The 19,639-nt window shown below is 39.9% G+C and carries 14 protein-coding genes; 6 read left to right on the forward strand and 8 right to left on the reverse strand.

What is annotated here, in order from left to right; all coding sequences use genetic code 11:
• Positions 1–16 precede the first annotated feature (16 nt).
• The 6 genes from thrS to DBR40_RS13660 form a co-directional block, all read right to left on the reverse strand.
• A complete protein-coding gene (gene thrS, locus DBR40_RS13635) occupies positions 17–1,942 on the reverse strand; it encodes a threonine--tRNA ligase (protein WP_124560305.1) in 1,926 nt (641 codons plus the stop codon).
• 337 nt (positions 1,943–2,279) lie between these two features.
• Positions 2,280–3,371 carry an acyltransferase family protein gene (locus DBR40_RS13640; RefSeq protein ID WP_124560306.1) on the reverse strand — a complete coding sequence of 364 codons (1,092 nt, stop codon included), beginning with the start codon at positions 3,369–3,371 and terminating at the stop codon, positions 2,280–2,282.
• 142 nt (positions 3,372–3,513) lie between these two features.
• Complete coding sequence (locus DBR40_RS13645; RefSeq protein WP_124560307.1) at positions 3,514–4,422, reverse strand: hypothetical protein; 909 nt, start codon at positions 4,420–4,422, stop codon at positions 3,514–3,516.
• 220 nt (positions 4,423–4,642) lie between these two features.
• Positions 4,643–5,380 carry a (Fe-S)-binding protein gene (locus DBR40_RS13650; protein WP_124560440.1) on the reverse strand — a complete coding sequence of 246 codons (738 nt, stop codon included), beginning with the start codon at positions 5,378–5,380 and terminating at the stop codon, positions 4,643–4,645.
• Between the two features lie 21 nt (positions 5,381–5,401).
• A complete protein-coding gene (locus DBR40_RS13655; RefSeq protein WP_124560308.1) occupies positions 5,402–6,709 on the reverse strand; it encodes an MFS transporter in 1,308 nt (435 codons plus the stop codon).
• Between the two features lie 127 nt (positions 6,710–6,836).
• A complete protein-coding gene (locus tag DBR40_RS13660) occupies positions 6,837–8,729 on the reverse strand; it encodes an ATP-dependent DNA helicase RecQ (RefSeq protein WP_124560309.1) in 1,893 nt (630 codons plus the stop codon).
• A 73-nt stretch (positions 8,730–8,802) separates the two neighbouring features.
• Here DBR40_RS13660 and DBR40_RS13665 point away from each other — a divergent pair, with 73 nt between their 5' ends.
• Positions 8,803–12,030 carry an amidohydrolase family protein gene (locus tag DBR40_RS13665; protein ID WP_199748342.1) on the forward strand — a complete coding sequence of 1,076 codons (3,228 nt, stop codon included), beginning with the start codon at positions 8,803–8,805 and terminating at the stop codon, positions 12,028–12,030.
• 80 nt (positions 12,031–12,110) lie between these two features.
• The gene (locus DBR40_RS13670; RefSeq protein WP_124560310.1) at positions 12,111–12,374 is read left to right on the forward strand and encodes a hypothetical protein; all 264 of its coding nucleotides are present in this window, start codon (positions 12,111–12,113) and stop codon (positions 12,372–12,374) included.
• 258 nt (positions 12,375–12,632) lie between these two features.
• Here DBR40_RS13670 and DBR40_RS13675 read toward each other — a convergent pair whose 3' ends face one another.
• Positions 12,633–14,849, reverse strand: coding sequence for a B12-binding domain-containing radical SAM protein (locus DBR40_RS13675; RefSeq protein ID WP_124560311.1), 2,217 nt, complete (start codon positions 14,847–14,849; stop codon positions 12,633–12,635).
• A 478-nt stretch (positions 14,850–15,327) separates the two neighbouring features.
• Between DBR40_RS13675 and DBR40_RS13680 the strand changes: the two genes are divergently transcribed.
• On the forward strand, positions 15,328–16,035 hold the full coding sequence (locus tag DBR40_RS13680; protein ID WP_124560312.1) for a hypothetical protein: 708 nt from the start codon (positions 15,328–15,330) through the stop codon (positions 16,033–16,035).
• A 7-nt stretch (positions 16,036–16,042) separates the two neighbouring features.
• On the opposite strand, the gene DBR40_RS13685 is transcribed toward DBR40_RS13680, so the two are convergent.
• Positions 16,043–17,233, reverse strand: a complete 1,191-nt coding sequence (locus DBR40_RS13685) for an NAD(P)/FAD-dependent oxidoreductase (protein WP_124560313.1) — start codon at positions 17,231–17,233, stop codon at positions 16,043–16,045.
• A gap of 56 nt (positions 17,234–17,289) precedes the next feature.
• On the opposite strand from DBR40_RS13685, the gene DBR40_RS13690 reads away from it, so the two are divergent.
• The 3 genes from DBR40_RS13690 (at position 17,290) to DBR40_RS13700 (ending at position 19,637) form a co-directional block, all read left to right on the forward strand.
• Entirely contained in the window at positions 17,290–18,429 is a 1,140-nt protein-coding gene (locus DBR40_RS13690; protein ID WP_124560314.1) for a 5-(carboxyamino)imidazole ribonucleotide synthase, read from the forward strand.
• A gap of 29 nt (positions 18,430–18,458) precedes the next feature.
• The gene (gene purE, locus DBR40_RS13695; protein WP_124560315.1) at positions 18,459–18,959 is read left to right on the forward strand and encodes a 5-(carboxyamino)imidazole ribonucleotide mutase; all 501 of its coding nucleotides are present in this window, start codon (positions 18,459–18,461) and stop codon (positions 18,957–18,959) included.
• A gap of 249 nt (positions 18,960–19,208) precedes the next feature.
• A complete protein-coding gene (locus DBR40_RS13700; RefSeq protein WP_158674051.1) occupies positions 19,209–19,637 on the forward strand; it encodes a hypothetical protein in 429 nt (142 codons plus the stop codon).
• Positions 19,638–19,639 lie beyond the last annotated feature (2 nt).

Consider the following 19,639-nt stretch of genomic DNA (forward strand, 5'->3'; position numbering starts at 1 on the left):
TTTGTACTATTTTAATTTAAACTGTTATTTCTTTTCTTAATAAATTGTTGAACTCTTCCAACGTCATTTCGCCTAAATCTCCCTCACCGTGTTTACGAACAGAAACTTTTCCTTCTGCCATCTCTTTATCGCCGATAATGAGCATATATGGGATCTTTTTAACCTCCGCGTCGCGTATTTTACGACCGATTTTCTCATCGCGAAAGTCAATCAGCCCGCGAATATCGGAATTATTTAGTTCATCTAAAACTTTTTTTGCATAATCTTCATATTTTTCTGAAATAGGAAGAATGATAAACTGCTCTGGACTTAGCCATAACGGGAAGTTTCCGGCACAATGCTCAATCAAAACTGCAATAAATCTTTCCAACGAACCAAACGGCGCACGGTGGATCATTACCGGTCTGTGTTTCTGGTTATCGCTACCTGTATATTCCAGCTCGAAACGCTCAGGCAAGTTGTAATCTACCTGAATGGTACCCAACTGCCATTTTCTACCTAAAGCATCTTTAACCATAAAATCGAGCTTAGGACCATAAAAGGCCGCTTCACCATATTCTACAACTGTATTTAAGCCTTTTTCGGCAGCAGCTTCAATAATTGCAGTTTCCGATAATCTCCAATTTTCATCAGAACCAATGTACTTCGCTTTATTTTCAGGATCTCTTAACGAAACCTGTGCGGTGTAGTTTTCGAAACCTAACGATTTGAATACATAAAGTACCAGATCGATTACTTTTTTAAACTCGTCTTTTACCTGCTCTGGCATACAGAACAAGTGCGCGTCATCCTGAGTAAAGCCACGAACACGGGTTAAACCATGTAATTCGCCACTTTGTTCGTAACGGTATACAGTACCAAACTCTGCAAAACGAACCGGAAGATCTTTGTACGAACGTGGTTTTGTTTTATAAATCTCGCAGTGGTGCGGGCAGTTCATCGGTTTTAAGAAGAACTCCTCTCCTTCCTGCGGAGTTTTAATTGGCTGGAACGAATCTTTACCATATTTTTCCCAGTGACCAGAAGTTACATACAGGTTTTTATGGCCGATGTGTGGAGTAACCACCTGCTCGTAACCTGCTTTAGCCTGTGCTTTGGTTAAGAAATTAACCAAACGCTCGCGCAAAGCAGTTCCTTTTGGTAACCACAATGGTAAACCCATGCCTACTTTTTCTGAGAAAGCAAATAATTCGAGCTCTTTACCCAATTTACGGTGATCACGTTTTTTAGCTTCCTCAATCATTGCCAGATATTCGGTAAGCTCGCTCGCCTTAGGGAAAGTTACGCCATATATACGGGTTAACTGTTTTTTAGTTTCATCACCTCTCCAATATGCACCAGCTACGTTCATGAGTTTTACAGCCTTTACAAAGCCAGTATTCGGAATGTGTGGACCACGGCATAAGTCGGTAAATTGACCCTGGGTATAGAAAGTAATTTTTCCATCTTCCAAACCATCAATTAGATCGAGCTTGTACTCATCACCTTTCTCGGTGAAATATTTGATGGCATCGGCTTTACTTACACTTTCGCGTACAAAAGTTTCTTTTTGTTTAGCCAGTTCAATTATTTTAGTTTCGATGGCCTTGAAATCATCAGAAGAAAATTCCTGATCGCCGAAATCTACATCGTAGTAAAAGCCTGTTTCAATTGCCGGACCAATACCAAATTTAGTTCCCGGATAAAGGGCTTCTAAAGCTTCGGCCATTAAGTGGGCTGATGAATGCCAAAAAGTTGATTTACCGGCTGCGTCGTTCCAGGTTAACAATTTAACCGACGAATCAGACTCGATCGGTCTTGTTGAATCCCAAACTTCACCATTAACCTCAGCGGCTAAAACGTTACGGGCTAAACCCTCAGAAATTGACAATGCAATTTGGTGGGCAGAAGTGCCCTTTTCGTACTGACGGACAGAACCATCAGGTAAAGTAATGTTAATCATCTACAACTATGATTTAAAGTTTAATAAAAAAGTTTTAAAAGATCACTTACAATGTGATACTAATTTGCTGCAAATATAGGGATTTTTCGGTCAAAAAGCAAGTTTTAGTTGAAGTGAAGTATCATGCCACGGAGGCACGGATTAACACGGATTTTTCGGGGTCGTCATTGCGAGAACGCTTTTTCAGCCGACGAAGCCTGCCTGCAACAGGCAGGCTTCATTCCTCGCAATAACGAGAATTCTATGTGTTTCTGAAGCAAAACGCCACGGATACACGGAGCAACGTTTCTATATTTTACACACTTTATGTACTAAAATGCCTTATATGGTTAACCATTTAAGTAGCACGCAAAAACTTATCCTTCAAATATTTACGCAAAGGTGCATCTACAAAGCGCATAATGAGGTAAGCCAGAACAATTAAAAGTATTACCGAAACCGGGATAACACCAAAAAGCATCATGCCTGTTGGTTTCACTACTGCTACATAGGTTAAGTAAATCCACACAAAAGGATAATGCGTCATGTAAAGCGGATAAGATATTTCTCCCGATAGTTTACATACATTTTTTAAAGCAGGGTTTAGCACAGCTCCTGCACCAAGCGATACCAGTAATGGAAAATATAGGATTACAATTATGGGCTCGGTAATCCAGTTGTACTGATCGCGGTAAGGAAATAAGAAGGCAATCAACAACAGGATGCTAACACCTATAAAACCCAGCTTATTTTTAATAATCCAGTTGAAACGATAAACCATCATCCCGGCCATAAAAGAGAAAAGCACCCTTGCACCGCCATCAAAGAAGTTCTGACCTCCCCAGCCTCCACTTACATTGGTATGGATCACAGCTATATAACAAATGCAGGCCGCTCCTATTACAGTCAATACAGTTAGTATTTGTTTGCTGAGCTTGAAGAGGATGAGGATATAAAATATATTGGCTATGTATTCCCAAAATAACGACCAAGCAGGAGCATTCAGGCAAAATAAATTGGTGTAACGCTCGGGCATTGCCGGATAAGGAATCAGAAATGCAGAAGCTAAAAACAGTAAAAGTGTTTTTCCAAATCCGTAAATAGCATAAAAATCGCTATAAGGATCGAATAGGAAGGTTAGCAGTCCCAGTACAGAACCAATTACCACCAGCGGATGTAAACGAATCAACCGCAGTTTAATGAACTGTATTAAAGTGATATGTTCTGCCCTGGTATCGTATGCATATGCAATTACAAAACCCGATAAACAGAAAAAGAAATCGACAGCCAAAAAGCCGTGCGAGAGAAAATTCTTGTTATAGTCGGTAATAGCAATTTCCATAAAGTGGTAAATAACCACCACAATGGCGGCCACGCCCCTTAATCCATCTAAAATTTCGAAATGCTGCTTAGTAGCCAGTAAGTTAGCTTTATTTTCTGCTGTAATCACTATGGTTAGGTTATAATCTGACCCCAATAATAGCCATTATGATATAATATGTCAAGAATACATTTAATCTCTTCAAAAATGATACAAAAAAAGCCTGCCCCATAAATGGAACAGGCTGCTATGTTTTGTTGTTTGTATGCGCTTAATTACCGCCTCCACCAAATACTCTAACCTGGCCAGCACCGCCACCTGGTCTGTTTTGTCTAAAACGTTTCATCATGTTCTCCATTTTAGTTTTATACTCATCGGCAGTAATCAGTTTTGCTTTTTTAGGTGCTGTTACGTCTTTCGCACTTACGTTTCTGTACTCAATGCTTTTAGCAATTGAGCTGTTTCCTCTGCCTTCGATAGCTAAAACCGCACCTTCGGTCCACATGTTTGGATTAGGAGAAAAATTAAAGCCTAAATCGTTGGTATACCAGATTTTAGTTTCTTCTACCACGTTTTTATCCATATCTAAAATTTTAATGGCTCTGGTCGATCTTACAATAGCCTGATGGCAGGTAAAACCTAAAATCTGTTTGGTAGAATCGGTTTTAACCACTTCAATTTTTGGAGCCGGGGCAGGTTTTGCTTTGGTAGTATCGTTTGGATTACCACCACCCATTCTGAACGATGAAATTGGTCCGGAACTGGCAAGGGTTAACTTGCTTGGCATATAATAAGTCGTATCGTTCAGGTCGAAAACTTCGGTTAAACCTTTATCTGCGAAAGTATAGTAGTACTCGCGGTTACCGCCACCACCACCAAAACGCATCATCATCCGGCCCATGCCGCCGCCACCGCCACCTGCACCATTGCTATCCTCGGTTTCTTCAACCGGCATATAGCTCGCATTGGTTGCTGTAAATAATAACTCAAAATTGCTTTTGCTTGATGAAGGCATTCTGGCTTTCATCTGATCGGTTAGCTGAATACCATTGGCAGATGCCATGGCTGCAGGATCGATCGTGTTTTCGAATTGTATAGCTCCTGAAGTTTTTTTCTTTTGCGCGTTTGCAACCGATGCAATAGATAAAACACCCAATAAAGCGATGAATATTTTTTTCATTTTGTTTTGAATTTGCTAGTTAGAGTTTAAAGCCTTTAAAAGGTTTAACAAAGGTATTTTAGATTTAACGTAAAGCTTGTTAAAAATTGTTAATTAAAACAGTAAGATTAACTAAACGAGTCAATTAAAGGCCACAAATCCCCCTTGTAATTTATTTTTTACAAATGCTTTTACATAAAAAACCTATCAGTTTTTTTTTTAAAACCTGATAGGTTTGGAGTTAGTATTCGGTACTTTCCAGCCAGCCATTACAAAGTACATCGGCAATGTGCATGGTTTTTATGGGCAGATTGTTTTTATCGATATAGCCTTGCAGGTGCAGCAGGCAGGATAAATCAGTTGAAATGATATAATCGGCACCTTGCGCCATGGCGTGGTTTACCTTTTGCTCGGCCATTGCCGAAGAAATGGCATCGAATTTAACCGCAAAGGTACCGCCAAAGCCACAGCACATATCGGTATCTTCCATTTCGATCATTTCCAAACCATGTACTTTTGAAAGTAACTGACGGGGTTCGTCTTTAATTTTACATTCGCGTAAAGCACTGCACGAATCGTGATAAACGGCTTTTCCTTCCAGTTCGGCACCGAAATAATCTTTCTTAGCTATTTTAATCAGGAAATCGGAAAGCTCCCAGATATTCGATTGTAAACTCCGGCATTTGTTATGCACAATGGTATTGGTAAACAGATCGTTAAAACCACCTTTTACCATTCCAACACATGATGCCGATGGCGCCACGATATAAGTATTTTCTGAAAAATCGTTTAAGAATTTAGTACCTACCTGTTTAGCTTCATCCCAATAACCTGCATTATAGGCCGGTTGTCCACAACAAGTTTGTTTTGAATTATAGCTAACCTCGTAACCGGATTTCTCTAACAATCTTAAGGTATTAAAAGCGGTTTCGGGATATAACTGATCTACAAAACAGGGCACAAATAATTCTACTTTCATCATATTCTTTAGCCTACAAACTTACAATTTTGGTGCTTCTTTGCGTTCGATTTTTTTCAAAACAAATAAAAGGACTAAACCAATAATGAAAAACGACGCCAGAGCAATAATAGAATAACGGATATTTCCAGTGATTTCTTCTATGTAAGCAAAACTAAATAAGCCAATTACAATAGCCAGTTTCTCGGTAACATCATAAAAACTAAAGAATGAGGTCGTATCCTGCGTGTCAACAGGTAAATATTTAGAATAGGTAGAACGCGATAATGACTGAATTCCTCCCATAATTAAACCCACAATAGCCGAAAGTGAATAAAACTGGTACTGATTCGTGATGTAATAACCGTACACGCAGCAACCAATCCAAACCAATACAACCATTATCAACACATTTACGTTACCGATTTTTTTGGCCAGGTATGACATCAACATTGCGCCCGGAATAGCTACCAGCTGAATAATCAGGATTACGGCAATTAGTTTAGCTGTGCCAAGTTTCAATGTTTTTTCGGCAAAACCTGCAGCAGCGAGCATGATGGTTTGCACACCCATAGAATAGAAGAAGAATGAGATTAAAAATCCTTTCAATTTTTTAATCTGTTTCAACTGTCCCCATACTTTGGTTAATTCACTAAATCCATCCTTAATGATATTGGTTTTAACCTTATCGGTTTGCGGTGTTCCGTTGGGCAATACTGAAAAAGGAATCTGCGAAAAGGCTATCCACCATACACCAACCAGTAAAAATGATAAGCGTGGCGGAAAAGAAGCATCGGTAATGCCAAACCATTCGGGTTTTAGCACAAACAAAAAGCAGATTAACTGCAAAACAACTGAACCTATGTAACCATAAGAAAAGCCTTGCGCGCTTACTCGGTCCTGATGCTCCTCTGAAGCAATTTCGGGCAGGTAAGAATTACTGAATAAAACCCCGCCAATATAACCCATGGCTGCTAAAGCAAACAGGATGATACTCATTTCGAGAGTATCGAGTTTAAAGAAATACAGGCCAATACAAGCTAAACCACCCATATAGGTAAAGAATTTCATAAATGACTTCTTATTTCCCCTTCTATCGGCAATTGATGATAAAATAGGTAAAGCCAGCGCCATAATCAGATAAGCGAAAGACAGTGCGTAGTTAGATAGCGAAGTATTAACATAAGCGCGGCCAAGGAAGGTTACCTTATCACCATGTTCTTTAGTAGTGGTAATAATGGTGTAATAAGCCGGGAAAATAGTTGAGGTAATAACCAAGTTATAGGCAGAGTTTGCCCAATCGAAGAAAGCCCATGAGCGGATGGTTTTCTTATTGTTTTTTTCTATCATTTAGTTTTAAGGAGGTTAACTGTTTAGTCGGTTAACGGGTTAATTGTAATTTTGCCAAATTGTTAAATGAGATAGGCTATACAATAACCAATTCCCACAATTTAAACAGTTAACCATTTTTAACCCGCTAAAGATAATACTTCTTCCCATCAGTTTTTATCTTGCCCGCATCTAATAATTCACGGATAATTTCGATGCGTTCATTTTCAGCGCCATTTTTGATGTTCATTACCAAATCATCGAGCGCCAGGGGCTCTTGTTGCAGCAGCGAAATGATTTCAAATTCTATTTCATCAAACAGTTGACTTTGGTTCTCTGCCCTTTTTTCGGCCAGGCAAACATCACATACACCACATTTAGCAGCATTTTGTTCATCAAAATATTCAAGCAGCTGTATACTCCTGCAAATGTTAGAAGATGCATATTGAACTACGGCGTTGATTTGTTTGTGCAAAATTTCTTTCCTTAGCCTCAGGTATTTTACATCCAGATCGAAATGATCCATATCTACCCGAGCACGGATATATTGCAATTGTGGCTGATCTGTTTGTGGTATATAGCTAAGCAGTTCAAGCGCCTGCAGTTTGTTTAATAAAGCAATAACATCGCGATAAGATAAGCCGGTTCGTTTGGCCAGATCTGCCTCATTTATTTTCACAAAACCATCAAAAGCCCCTCCATGCGAACGCAATATGGTCTTAATAACGCCATCGTAAGCTCTATTTTCGATCTGGAAACGGTAAATATCTTCATGACTGGCAATAAACATGATGCGAGAAGGCAAAAACACACTTTCGGAAAGCGTGAGGTAACCATCATGCTCCAGAAATTTTAAGCCCGAAATTGTTTTTAAAACACTAATATTAAAACGTTTGCAAAAATCAACTAAATCAAAAGAAAAGGTAAGTCCCTCTCCTGCTCCAAAAGCCAGCTGAAAGTAATTGCCCATGTAATGATATATTTTTCTAATTTCATCAGGAGTTGGAAAGCTATCCAGATACCGTGATTCTAGACTCATCACGTCAGATTGATTGGCCAGCAACACTGCATAACTCCTTTTTTCATCACGACCAGCCCGGCCAGCTTCCTGGTAATAGGCTTCTAAACTTTCGGGTAGGTCTAAATGCACCACAGTACGCACATCCGCTTTATCTATCCCCATACCAAATGCGTTGGTAGCCACCATGATACGGGTTTTGTTTTGTTTCCAGTCTTCCTGTTTCTGAAAGCGGATATCCCTTTCCAGACCGGCATGGTAATAATCGGCCTTGATTTGATTACGGTTTAAAAAATTAGCTACTTCGGCAGTTTCCCTGCGGTTGCGTACGTAAACCAGGCCTGTGCCTTTTACATTGCTGCAAATATCAATCAGTTTTTTGTATTTATCTTCGTTACCAAAAACCACATAGCTTAAATTCTCGCGGGCAAAGCTTTTAATAAAAACCTGCGGATCTTTCATCTCGAGTTTAGCCACAATATCTTCACGAACAAAAGCCGTAGCTGTAGCCGTTAATGCCAGTACCGGAACATTCGGGTGGATTTCGCGGAGTTTAGCCAGTTGCTGGTAAGGTGGCCTGAAATCATAACCCCATTGCGAAATACAATGAGCCTCATCGACAGCAATCAGGTTCACATTCATGTAAGAAATCCTTACACGAACCAAGTCAGAAAGCAATCTTTCGGGTGATAAATAGAGGAACTTAATCTTACCGTAAATACAGTTATCCAGCAAAATATCGATTTCGCGTTTGCCCATACCTGCATAAATGGCAATGGCTTCGATTCCTTTGGCTTTCAGGTTTTCTACCTGATCTTTCATCAGGGCAATTAATGGTGAAACCACTATACAGATCCCTTCTTTTACCAGTGCCGGTACCTGAAAACAGATCGATTTTCCGCCTCCTGTTGGCAAAAGCGCCAGGCTATCTTTCCCTTCTAAAACCGAAGCAATAATATCTTCCTGCAGCGGCCTGAAAGCCTGGTATCCCCAATATTTTTGTAAAATGTCTATTGCTGTCATAAATCGGCGATACCAAAACTATAAAAAAGCTATTGATATTGACTAAATTGCGGCACAATTAATCAAAAATTTGATGAAGCACCTTTATTTTCTCTCTGCCCTCTCCCTAATGTTTTTAAGTTCGAATGCCCAGGAAAAAAAATGGGACATTGAAAAATACCAGGGAATAACCAAGAACTTTACTTTAAATACCGACGAAGGCACCTGGATGAATCTCGACGTAAGTGCAGACGGACAGGAAATTGTTTTCGATTTATTGGGCGATATTTACGTAATGCCTGTTACAGGTGGTGTAGCCAAACTGATTAGTGGTGGTATTGCCTGGGATGTTCAGCCTCGTTTTAGTCCGAATGGAAAATACATTTCGTATACCAGCGATAAAAGCGGTGGCGATAATATCTGGATCATGAACCGTGATGGATCTGGTAAGAAACAGATCACAAAAGAAAGCTTCAGGTTATTGAACAATGCCACCTGGACACCAAACAGTGAATATATTGTAGCCCGTAAACACTTTACAGCAGGCCGTTCGTTGGGTGCAGGCGAAATGTGGATGTACAGCATTAATGGTGGCGATGGAGTACAGTTAACCAAAAGGAAAAACGATCAACAAGATGCAGGCGAGCCGAATGTTTCGCCCGATGGGAAATATGTTTACTTTAGTGAAGATGTAAGTCCTGGCCCAAATTTCGAATACAGCAAAGATCCTAACGGAACGATTTATGCCATCCGTCAGCTGGATTTAACCACAGGTAAACTAAACACCTTAATTAACGAACAAGGTGGCGCATGCAGGCCACAGGCATCGCCCGATGGTAACCTGATTGCTTTTGTTAAACGGGTAAGGTTAAAATCTACTTTATATGTACAAAATCTTAAAACCGGCGAAGAATGGCCGGTAAGCGAAGAATTATCGCACGATCAGCAGGAAACCTGGGCTATTTTTGGGGTTTATCCCAACTTTGCGTGGACACCAGATAGCAAAAGCCTGATCTATTATGCAAAAGGCAAAATCAGGAAAACTGAAATCGGCACATTGATTAACAGTACCATTCCTTTTCAGGCCAATACCATTCAAACGGTTCAAAAAGCTTTACACTTTGAACAACAGGTTTTCAGCAATGAGTTTTCAGCTAAAATGTTGAGGCAGCTTACTACTTCGCCAGATGGAAAAACTATTGTTTTTAATGCTGCAGGGTATTTGTACAAACAGGAATTACCGGCCGGAACTCCTGAACGATTAACCAATGGTTTGGATTTTGAATTCGAACCTGCTTTTAGTCCTGATGGTAAATATGTAGTGTACACCACCTGGAGCGATGAATTGCGCGGTGCCATTAAAAGAACAGACTATAAATCGGGCAAAACCATTACTTTAAGTGATGAAAAAGGCTTTTATTATTCACCTCAATATTCAACCAAGGGCGATAAAATTGTTTTCAGAAAAGGAAGCGGCAACGATGTTTTAGGCTATAATTATGGCCGCGGAACCGGTATTTTTATGATGGCTGCCAATGGAGGTGCCAAAACTTTAGTATCAGAAAATGGCATCCGTCCACAGTTTAACAACACCGATACCCGGATTTATTTCCAGAGTTATGCCGATGGTAAAAAAGCGTTAAAAAGTATTGATTTAAACGGTGCCAATGAACGTACGCATTTCACTTCGCAATATGCAAACCAATTCGTGATCAGCCCTGATAACAAATGGGTAGCTTTTAACGAGTTGTTTAACGTGTACATCACACCGATGATTAATATTGGTACTGCTCAGGATGCTTCAGCAGGAAATAAAGCCATTCCGGTAACCAAAGTTACTACCGATGGTGGTACCTATATTCAGTGGAGCGCCGATAGTAAAACCCTGCACTGGACATTAGGCCCTCAATATTACAGCATTGATGTAAACAACGCTTTCAACTTTGATGGCAATACACCAAAAACCCAGGCTACATCAATCGATATTAATCTGGTGCTTAAATCGGATATACCAACCGGAATTGTAGCTTTAAAAGGCGCCCGTATCATTTCGATGAAAGGTGAAGAAGTAATTGAAAACGGAACGATCCTGACCGATGGTAATAAAATAACCGCCATTGGCAAAGTTGATGCCGTAACCATCCCAGCCAACGCTAAAGTTATTGATGTAAACGGCAAAACAATTATGCCGGGTATTATTGATGTGCATGCGCATTTACGTACCAGCCCAGATGGGGTTACCCCGCAAAACGACTGGAGCTACATGGCCAACCTTGCATTTGGTGTTACCACTTCGCACGATCCTTCGAGCAATACAGAAATGGTTTTTAGCCAGAGCGAAATGATTAAAGCTGGCCGTATGGTTGGGCCAAGAGTATATTCAACAGGTTCTATTTTGTATGGTGCTGACGGCGATTTTAAAGTCGTAATTAATAGCCTGGATGATGCTATGGCCAATTTACGCAGGTTAAAGGCTGTAGGTGCTTTCTCAGTAAAATCGTACAATCAACCTCGTCGCGAGCAACGCCAGCAGATTTTAGAAGCAGCCCGGCAATTAAAAATGGAGGTTGTACCCGAGGGTGGTTCTACTTTCTTTACCAATATGAATATGGTTGCCGATGGTCACACCGGAATTGAACACAGTATCCCAGTTTTACCGGTTTATAAAGATGTAACTACATTATGGAACAATACCGAAGTAGGCTACACTCCTACTTTAATTGTGGCTTATGGTGGTCAGTGGGGTGAAAATTACTGGTACGACAGAACCAATGTTTGGGAAAACGAAAAGTTAATGACCTACACACCACGTTCGATTATTGATGCAAGAGCCCGTCGCCGGACTACATCAGAATACAGTGATTACAACCACATCGATATTGCAAAAGCGACTAAGCAAATTGCAGATGGTGGTACCAAAGTTAATTTAGGTGCACATGGTCAAATTCAGGGCCTTGGTGCACATTGGGAACTTTGGATGCTGGTACAAGGCGGATTCACACCTTTACAGGCCATTAAAGCCGCTACCTTAAATGGCGCGCATTATTTAGGAATGGATAAGGAAATCGGATCATTAGAAGTAGGTAAACTTGCCGATATGGTTATTATGGATGCCAACCCACTTGATGATATCCGCAATTCGGAGAAAATTAAATATGTGATGATTAACGGTCGCCTGTATGATAGTGCAACCATGAACGAAGTAGGTACCAGAGAGAAACTAAGAGGTAAACTGTGGTTCGAAAACACAAGAGGAAACGGCTTTATCATCCCAACCGGAGATTCAGAAACCTGGACTTTCACCGTTCCGCATTGCGATTAATATATAAACACCATGTAAGGCATTTAGGCCGACAGAAGATCTGCGCATATAAGTCTTACATGGTAAATTAGCTCCCACCTATGAAACCCAATAAAGTTTACAATATTGCCTCAACAACCTTTCTGGTTTTAGGATGCCTGGTATTTACCTACAATGGCTATAGTTTATTGGGAATTTCGACAATAAACCTGTTTCTGGCCTTAATGGTTATGGCTTATGCCAGTTCTTTTATCGCTTTAATGAAAGACCGTAAATCGGTTATTTCGTGGCTGTTGTTGATTTTAAATTCTATCATTGTTATCTGCATCATTTATTTCTTAACGCATTTTAAAATGAAGACGTAGTGCTTGCACTCGTTTTTGGATTGTGCGGGTTATTAAATAGATCTTCTTGATATGTAGGACGATATAAATTATATCAGCAAATACTAAAAAAGTATTTAATTAAATTCTTCATTTCATTAAATGCTGCCCTAAATGAAGATGGCGCATTGGTCGGTGAGGACACCAACAATAGACAAATACTTTAGATTAGTCGATTAAATCGCCCGGCTACTTTCTCAGGCGTTAAAAACGAGCGTGAGCAAGTACTAAACAAACGACTTACAAAACCAATAAACCGTATTCCCGCAATGTATTTATGGGTTTCGAATACCAGAACAATTCGAAGTTTTCCCTTTCACGCTCAAAATCGGCTTTAATATCCTGAAAAGTGCTTACGCCCTCGTTTGAGATAGCGATTTTGGTTAAAATATTAGCCAGCCATTCGCCTTCATTTTTATTGGCCTGTACAGTAAAGGTTTCCTTTTTATCATGAAAAGTTAGCGAGGCCAGCTCCCAGGTATTCCCCTTTTTCGATTTGGTAAAATAATCTACCTCCGGCTTGCCGCCTATCCAAACCACTTTAGCCGTAGGCTTGGTGTTAAAATTTTGATCATCGTTTAAGGCCCTTTCAATAAAATCAGCTGGTATTTTAGTTCTCGGAATCTTAAAATCGAACCAATCCTGCAGCTCGTAATCGAAACAGATACCATGCATAAAGTTGAACAACGATTTCTTTAAGCCGAAACTGAATTTATTGTGGTCGATGCCTGTTTTATCGATATAATTAATGTCGTTATTGGCAAAAGTACCGATTGTTTCCGTTTCCTTTACTACCCCAAATTTCTCAGGATACATCCCTACAGGGCTATGCGCTGTCATCGCAAACTGGTGCCAGAAACCCGATTGCAACACACCTGCCTCAAAAAGCTGGCGCACCATCTCCAGGCTATCAACCGTTTCCTGTACTGTTTGTGTAGGATAACCATACATTAAATAAGCGTGTAACATAATGCCTGCCTCGGTAAAGTTCCGGGTTACCCTTGCCACCTGCTCTACAGTTACACCTTTGTCAATGAGTTTTAATAAACGATCTGATGCTACTTCGAGTCCACCCGAAACTGCAATACAGCCTGAAGCTTTCAACAGCAGGCATAAATCGCGGGTAAAGCTTTTTTCGAAACGGATATTCGTCCACCAGGTTACCGCAAGTTTTCTCCTGATAATTTCGAGGGCTACCTCGCGCATTAAAGCTGGCGGAGCTGCCTCATCTACAAAATGGAAACCATTCTGACCTGTTTTCTTGTAAAGATCCTCTATCCGGTCTACAATCAGTTTAGCCGCAACAGGTTCGTAAACCTTAATATAATCTAAAGAAATATCGCAAAAAGTACATTTTCCCCAATAGCAGCCATGCGCCATGGTTAGTTTGTTCCATCGGCCATCGCTCCACATGCGGTGCATCGGGTTTACGATTTCAATTACTGAAATATAGCGGTCAAGTAGCAGATCACTGTAATCTGGTGTGCCTACATCGGCCTGCTTGTAGTCATTTCTGAAAGCATCGTTGCGGTAAACCACCTTTCCATCTTCGAGCAGAAATGTTCTTTTGTAAAAGTGAGCTGCTGCAGGGGTGGGATGGGTAATATTATGATACAGCAGTTCGATAGGCAGTTCGCCATCATCTAAAGTGATAAAATCGAAGAATTCGAACACGCGTACATCTGACAACGATCTCAGCTCAGTATTGGGGAAACCACCACCCATTGAAATCTTAACTTCGGGATGATTGGCTTTAACCCATTGGGCACAGCGGAAAGCACTGTACAAATTGCCGGGAAAAGGCACCGAAATCAGGAATAGCTTTGGGTCAACAGCTTCAATCTTCTCTTTTAATACCGAAATCAGGATCTGATCGATATAGGTTGGTGTCTGGGCTAAAGCTTCATATAATTCGTCGAAAGAATTGGCACTCCTGCCCAAACGCTCAGCGTAACGGCTAAAACCAAAGTTATCATCGATACATTCTACGATATAGTCAGATATGTCTTCAAGATAAAGCGTAGCCAGGTGCTTGGCTTTATCCTGTGTACCCATGGCGCCAAAAGCCCAGTCGAGTTCTTCCAGTTGCGAAAAACGCGAAGCCTGTGGGAGAAAATCGTCGCTGCAGATTTGTAATGCCAGGGTTGGGTTTTTCCCCTGCAAAAAAGCTATTACCGCATCAATTGTTTTTAAATACTCATCCTGCAAGGCATGAATACGCCTGGCGTTATCACTTATTGCCTTCCCACCATCCACACTTCTACCCTGCGCTGCATGACTGAATAAATCCTGCAATCCTTTTTTCGAAAATAGCTTCAAAATAACTTCGATACCTAAATCAGCCTGTGTTGAAGTAATGTTTTTGGTATTCAGAAATCCTTTGATATACGCTGTGGCTGGATAAGGAGTATTCAGTTGGGTAAAAGGTGGCGTAACAACAAAAAGTTCTGTTTTCAAAAGAGAAAGGATTAAAATGCAAAAGTAAGGGATTTTTAGCAGTTTAATTAGGCTAATTCCTACAATCGTTACGCTGTGCTTAGTTAAAGACTAATTATCATGTGATTTCTTTTCTGCATTAACCTAATTATTTCCTGCAAATTTAAATCATATCAACCATTACATTTTCAAAAAGTAAATTGAAATCTGCCGAATCTGCGTTTCTTTTCTGCGTAATCAGTGGGAAAACGTATAGTTAATATTCTCCCGCAGATTTAAATGATAATCGCGGATTAACCATCACGTAGCATTTCAAAGGCAGTTAAATCCATGGAATCAGCGGGAAATGTATAGTTAATTATTCTCCCTTAGATTTAAATAATAATCGCAGATTAAAACCATCACGTAGCATTTCAAACGCAATTAAATCCGTGAATAAACTAAAAGCCCAATTCAAGCGTTTCATAACTACATCAACGCCTTTTGCTAAATGAGATTTTTGTCCTTACTCCTTTCGCTGCTCTTTGTTCAAACTACATTTGCTCAAAAAAACTTTCTTTTCCCGAAAGTTAAAGCACATGGAAATGCTGTTGCACAGCTTACGCCACAAAACTGGACACTAATTGAAAGTGTAAGCGGTGATTTAAATAACGATGCTGCAGATGATCTTGCATTGATTTTCGAATCTAACCAGATCATTGATGAAACACGAACCTACGGCGATAACCATTCGGATATCATCAAAGAAACCCAGAAACCCCGCATTTTAGCTATCTACTTTAGAGACAAAGCCAATGACGAGTATCATTTGTCTGCGCAAAACAACGACTTCATTCTTCGATCGGAAGAAGGTGGCAAAGTGGGCGATCCGCTGCAACAAATGGCGATTAAAGATCAGCAACTGTTTTTAAGGTTTAAGGGCGGTAGCGAATGGCGCTGGGAACTGGGCTATACCTTTAAGTTCCAAAACAAAGATTGGTTTTTAACCAGTGCCATCAACCTTTATTTTAACCAGAATACCGGGGATATGACCGAAAGGATTTACGATTTCAGCAGCCGCCAGTTATTTACCACTGTAGGCAATTTGCATCGGCGCGATATCGCCAACCGCAAAACCAGCGAAGTTTTATTTTTTAATCAGCTGAGAACTTTTAAAACCTTTAAAAAGCCATGGGCATGGGAGATTATGCCGAATGTTTATTTGTAGGTTTGAATTACAAATTCTGCGCAATCACAAAGCCACTTGCCCAGGCCCACTGAAAATTATAGCCACCCAGCCAACCGGTAACATCCATACATTCGCCGCCGAAAAACAGGTTTGGGATTTTTTTACATTCGAGGGTTTTAGAAGAAATTTCACTGGTATCAATCCCACCGCGCATTACTTCGGCTTTATCGTAGCCTTTATCGCCTGCAGGTTTCACCTTAAAATAATGGATGGTTTGCTCAATTAAATCGAGTTCTGCTTTGGTTAAAGCTGCAACAGGTTTGTTTAAAGGTAAAAACTTGCCCAATGCATCGGTAAATTTCCTGGTGTAAAAACGATGCAAAAAGGTAGATAATAAGGTTTTTCCATTTGTTTTACGTTCATCATCTAACAACTCAACGATATCATGGTTGGGCAACAAATTGATGCGGATTGTTTCTCCCCGTCTCCAGAAAGAAGAAATTTGCAAAATAGCCGGACCACTTAAGCCCCAGTGCGTAAAAAGAATATTTTCTTCAAAAGCGATTTCTTCATTACTCACTTCGCAGAAAACTGAATTGCCAGAAAGTTGTGCAAACCATTCTTCGTCTTTACCGGTAATGGTTAGCGGTACCAAAGCAGGCGCAGTTTCTATTATTTTAAGTCCGTTTTTACGTGCAAAACGCAGGGCAAAATCAGTAGCCCCCATTTTAGGAATGGGTAGTCCTCCACTTGCTATAACCAGTTTTTCGGCTGTTATAACTATTGTTTTTCCGTTCTTTTCGTAACTCACTTTAAAACAATCATCCAGTATTTCAATATCGTTTACCGCAGCATTACACCTAATTTCCTGACCAAAATCCTGACATATTGAAGTAAAAACTTCCACCACATCTTTTGCATTTTTATCATCAGGGAATAGCTGACCTAAAGTTTTTTCCTTTCCTTCAATGCCGTATGTTTCAAAAAAACTAATGGTATCTTCAACCGTCCATTGGGTAAAGGCCGATTTTACGAAATGCGGATTGGCAGATATAAACTGCTCAGCTGATGCGAATTGGTTGGTATAATTACAACGACCGCCACCAGAAATTAAGATTTTGGCTCCTGGTTTTTCATTTTTTTCGAGTACAATTACCCGCTTGCCAAGATAGCCCGCCTGCACTGCACACATCAATCCACAGGCACCCGCCCCAATAATTATCGCATCTGCATCCATCAATAAATCTAAATATTGTTACTTTTGTGCAAAATTAGCATAATTTTCAACCCCTCATGGCAAAACAGATAAGCGAATTAAAATTAGGTATTTTAGGTGGTGGACAATTGGGCCGGATGCTCATCCAGCAAGCCATCAATTACAATGTTACTTCATTGGTTTTAGATCCTGATCCAGATGCGCCCTGTAAACACATCGCAAATTACTTCGAAAACGGCTCGATTACCGATTTTGATACGGTTTATAATTTCGGCAAAAAAGCAGACATCATTACCATCGAAATTGAAAAGGTAAATATAGATGCACTGGAGCAACTGGAAAAAGAAGGTAAAAAGGTTTTCCCGCAGTCGCGCGTAATCCGTTTAATACAAGATAAAGGCGTACAAAAACAGTTTTTTAAGGAGAACGATATTCCTACTTCACCGTTTCAGATTGTGAATACGAAAGAAGATATGGAAAACAGCCAGTTTCAGTTTCCATATATCTTAAAGCTGAGAAAAGACGGTTACGACGGAAAAGGCGTAATGAAAATAAACAGTGCCGCCGATTTGGATAAAGCCTTTGATGCGCCTTGTATTATCGAAAAATTGGTTGATTTTGAAAAAGAAGTGGCTGTAATTGTGGCTCGTAATGCCAACGGCGACATGAAAACATTTCCGATGGTAGAAATGGAATTTAATCCGGAAGCCAACTTGGTTGAATTTTTGATTTCTCCTTCAACTTTTGGTGAAAGTTTACAGCAAAAAGCCGAAAACATTGCCAAAAATATTGCTTCAGCTATGAACATTACCGGCATTTTAGCAGTAGAAATGTTCGTTTGCAAAGATGGCGAGTTATTGGTAAACGAAGTGGCTCCACGCCCACACAACAGTGGTCACCAAACTATTGAGGGCAATTATGTTTCGCAATTTGAACAACACTTACGTGCCATTTACAACCTTCCATTAGGCGATACCAGCAGCATAACTAATGCAATTATGATTAACCTGTTGGGCGAAAAAGGCTATGAAGGTGTAGCGAAATATGAAAATTTAGAAAAAATATTAGCCATTGATGGTGTTTATGTGCACTTGTATGGTAAGAAATACACCAAGCCTTTCCGTAAAATGGGGCATGCAACCATTGTTGATATTGACAGGGACAAAGCCATTGAAAAAGCACGGTTTGTACAAAAAACATTACGCGTAATTGCATAACCTTTACCATAAAATTTAAAAAATATATCATGAGCAATACAAATTCACCAAACTTCAGTGTCGGCATAATAATGGGTAGCAAATCGGACTTACCGGTTATGCAGGATGCTGCTGATATACTAAAAGAATTTGGAATCAGTTACGAAATTACAGTGGTTTCGGCGCACAGAACACCTGAACGCATGTTCAATTATGCCAAGGAAGCACAAGGCAGAGGCTTAAAAGTAATTATTGCCGGTGCTGGCGGTGCTGCACACTTACCTGGCATGGTGGCTTCGATCACAACGCTACCCGTTATTGGTGTACCGGTAAAATCATCGAACTCTATTGATGGTTGGGATAGTATTTTATCAATCCTACAAATGCCAAATGGTATTCCGGTGGCTACAGTTGCTTTAAATGCGGCTAAAAATGCAGGTTTACTGGCCGCTCAGATTTTAGCTACTGCTGATGAATCTTTAACTGTAAAAATGCAGGCTTATAAAGATGAACTAAGGCGAAAAGTAGAAGAATCTGCAGATACTCTCTAAAATTAAAAATCTATAATCTTTATGGCGCTCCTAATTTTTCTCTTTTGTGGATTCTTTATCCTCTATAATCTAGTTATCAATTTAACCAATCTGTCTAAAATCGTTGATTATTGTTTCGAAACCGGATCATTAGACGATTATTGGAGTCTTTTTTACAAAGCCTGCATCAGCAGAAGGGCGATTTATAGCAGTATCATTGCAGTGATTATCGGTTTTTTAACTTTTATTGCCATTGCACCTTTTGTGATTATGAAAGGAATTATCGCTGGCAAAAAAGTAGCTCAGGACATTAGTACCGGAGCTTATTTCAAGTACGAAACTGAAAACTATCTTAATACTAAATTTGCCTATACCAATATTGAACAATTGGGAATTGAACGTTTTGAAAGCACCACAACAGGAAATTTAGCCGTAGATCTACCACTAATCATGGCCTATATTGAACAAGCTTGTGACACCAATAGCATCAAAATTAAGCAGGAACTAATGCAGTATTATGACTTAGTTGGAGAAATGCAGGTACAAGTACCCCTTATTATTGAAATCGGTGAAAAAGTTTTTCCGGTATATCTAATCTATACGCAGCAGCATAGAGAATCATTTAAAAAAATTGAACCTCTATTAAAAGAAAATCATTTTGAAAATGCATTATATTTTTCCATTATAAATATGGATTAATA

This window comes from Pedobacter sp. KBW01, assembly GCF_003852395.1.
Taxonomy (GTDB): Bacteria; Bacteroidota; Bacteroidia; order Sphingobacteriales; family Sphingobacteriaceae; genus Pedobacter.

What these genes read in the sequence shown, in the direction of transcription:
- thrS (WP_124560305.1), bottom strand. Translation starts at nt 1,942, where the DNA reads ATGATTAACATTACTTTACCTGATGGTTCTGTCCGTCAGTACGAAAAG.
- DBR40_RS13645 (WP_124560307.1), bottom strand. Translation starts at nt 4,422, where the DNA reads ATGAAAAAAATATTCATCGCTTTATTGGGTGTTTTATCTATTGCATCG.
- DBR40_RS13650 (WP_124560440.1), bottom strand. Translation starts at nt 5,380, where the DNA reads ATGAAAGTAGAATTATTTGTGCCCTGTTTTGTAGATCAGTTATATCCC.
- DBR40_RS13655 (WP_124560308.1), bottom strand. Translation starts at nt 6,709, where the DNA reads ATGATAGAAAAAAACAATAAGAAAACCATCCGCTCATGGGCTTTCTTC.
- DBR40_RS13660 (WP_124560309.1), bottom strand. Translation starts at nt 8,729, where the DNA reads ATGACAGCAATAGACATTTTACAAAAATATTGGGGATACCAGGCTTTC.
- DBR40_RS13665 (WP_199748342.1), top strand. Translation starts at nt 8,803, where the DNA reads ATGAAGCACCTTTATTTTCTCTCTGCCCTCTCCCTAATGTTTTTAAGT.
- DBR40_RS13670 (WP_124560310.1), top strand. Translation starts at nt 12,111, where the DNA reads ATGAAACCCAATAAAGTTTACAATATTGCCTCAACAACCTTTCTGGTT.
- DBR40_RS13685 (WP_124560313.1), bottom strand. Translation starts at nt 17,233, where the DNA reads ATGGATGCAGATGCGATAATTATTGGGGCGGGTGCCTGTGGATTGATG.
- DBR40_RS13690 (WP_124560314.1), top strand. Translation starts at nt 17,290, where the DNA reads ATGGCAAAACAGATAAGCGAATTAAAATTAGGTATTTTAGGTGGTGGA.
- purE (WP_124560315.1), top strand. Translation starts at nt 18,459, where the DNA reads ATGAGCAATACAAATTCACCAAACTTCAGTGTCGGCATAATAATGGGT.
- DBR40_RS13700 (WP_158674051.1), top strand. Translation starts at nt 19,209, where the DNA reads ATGAAAGGAATTATCGCTGGCAAAAAAGTAGCTCAGGACATTAGTACC.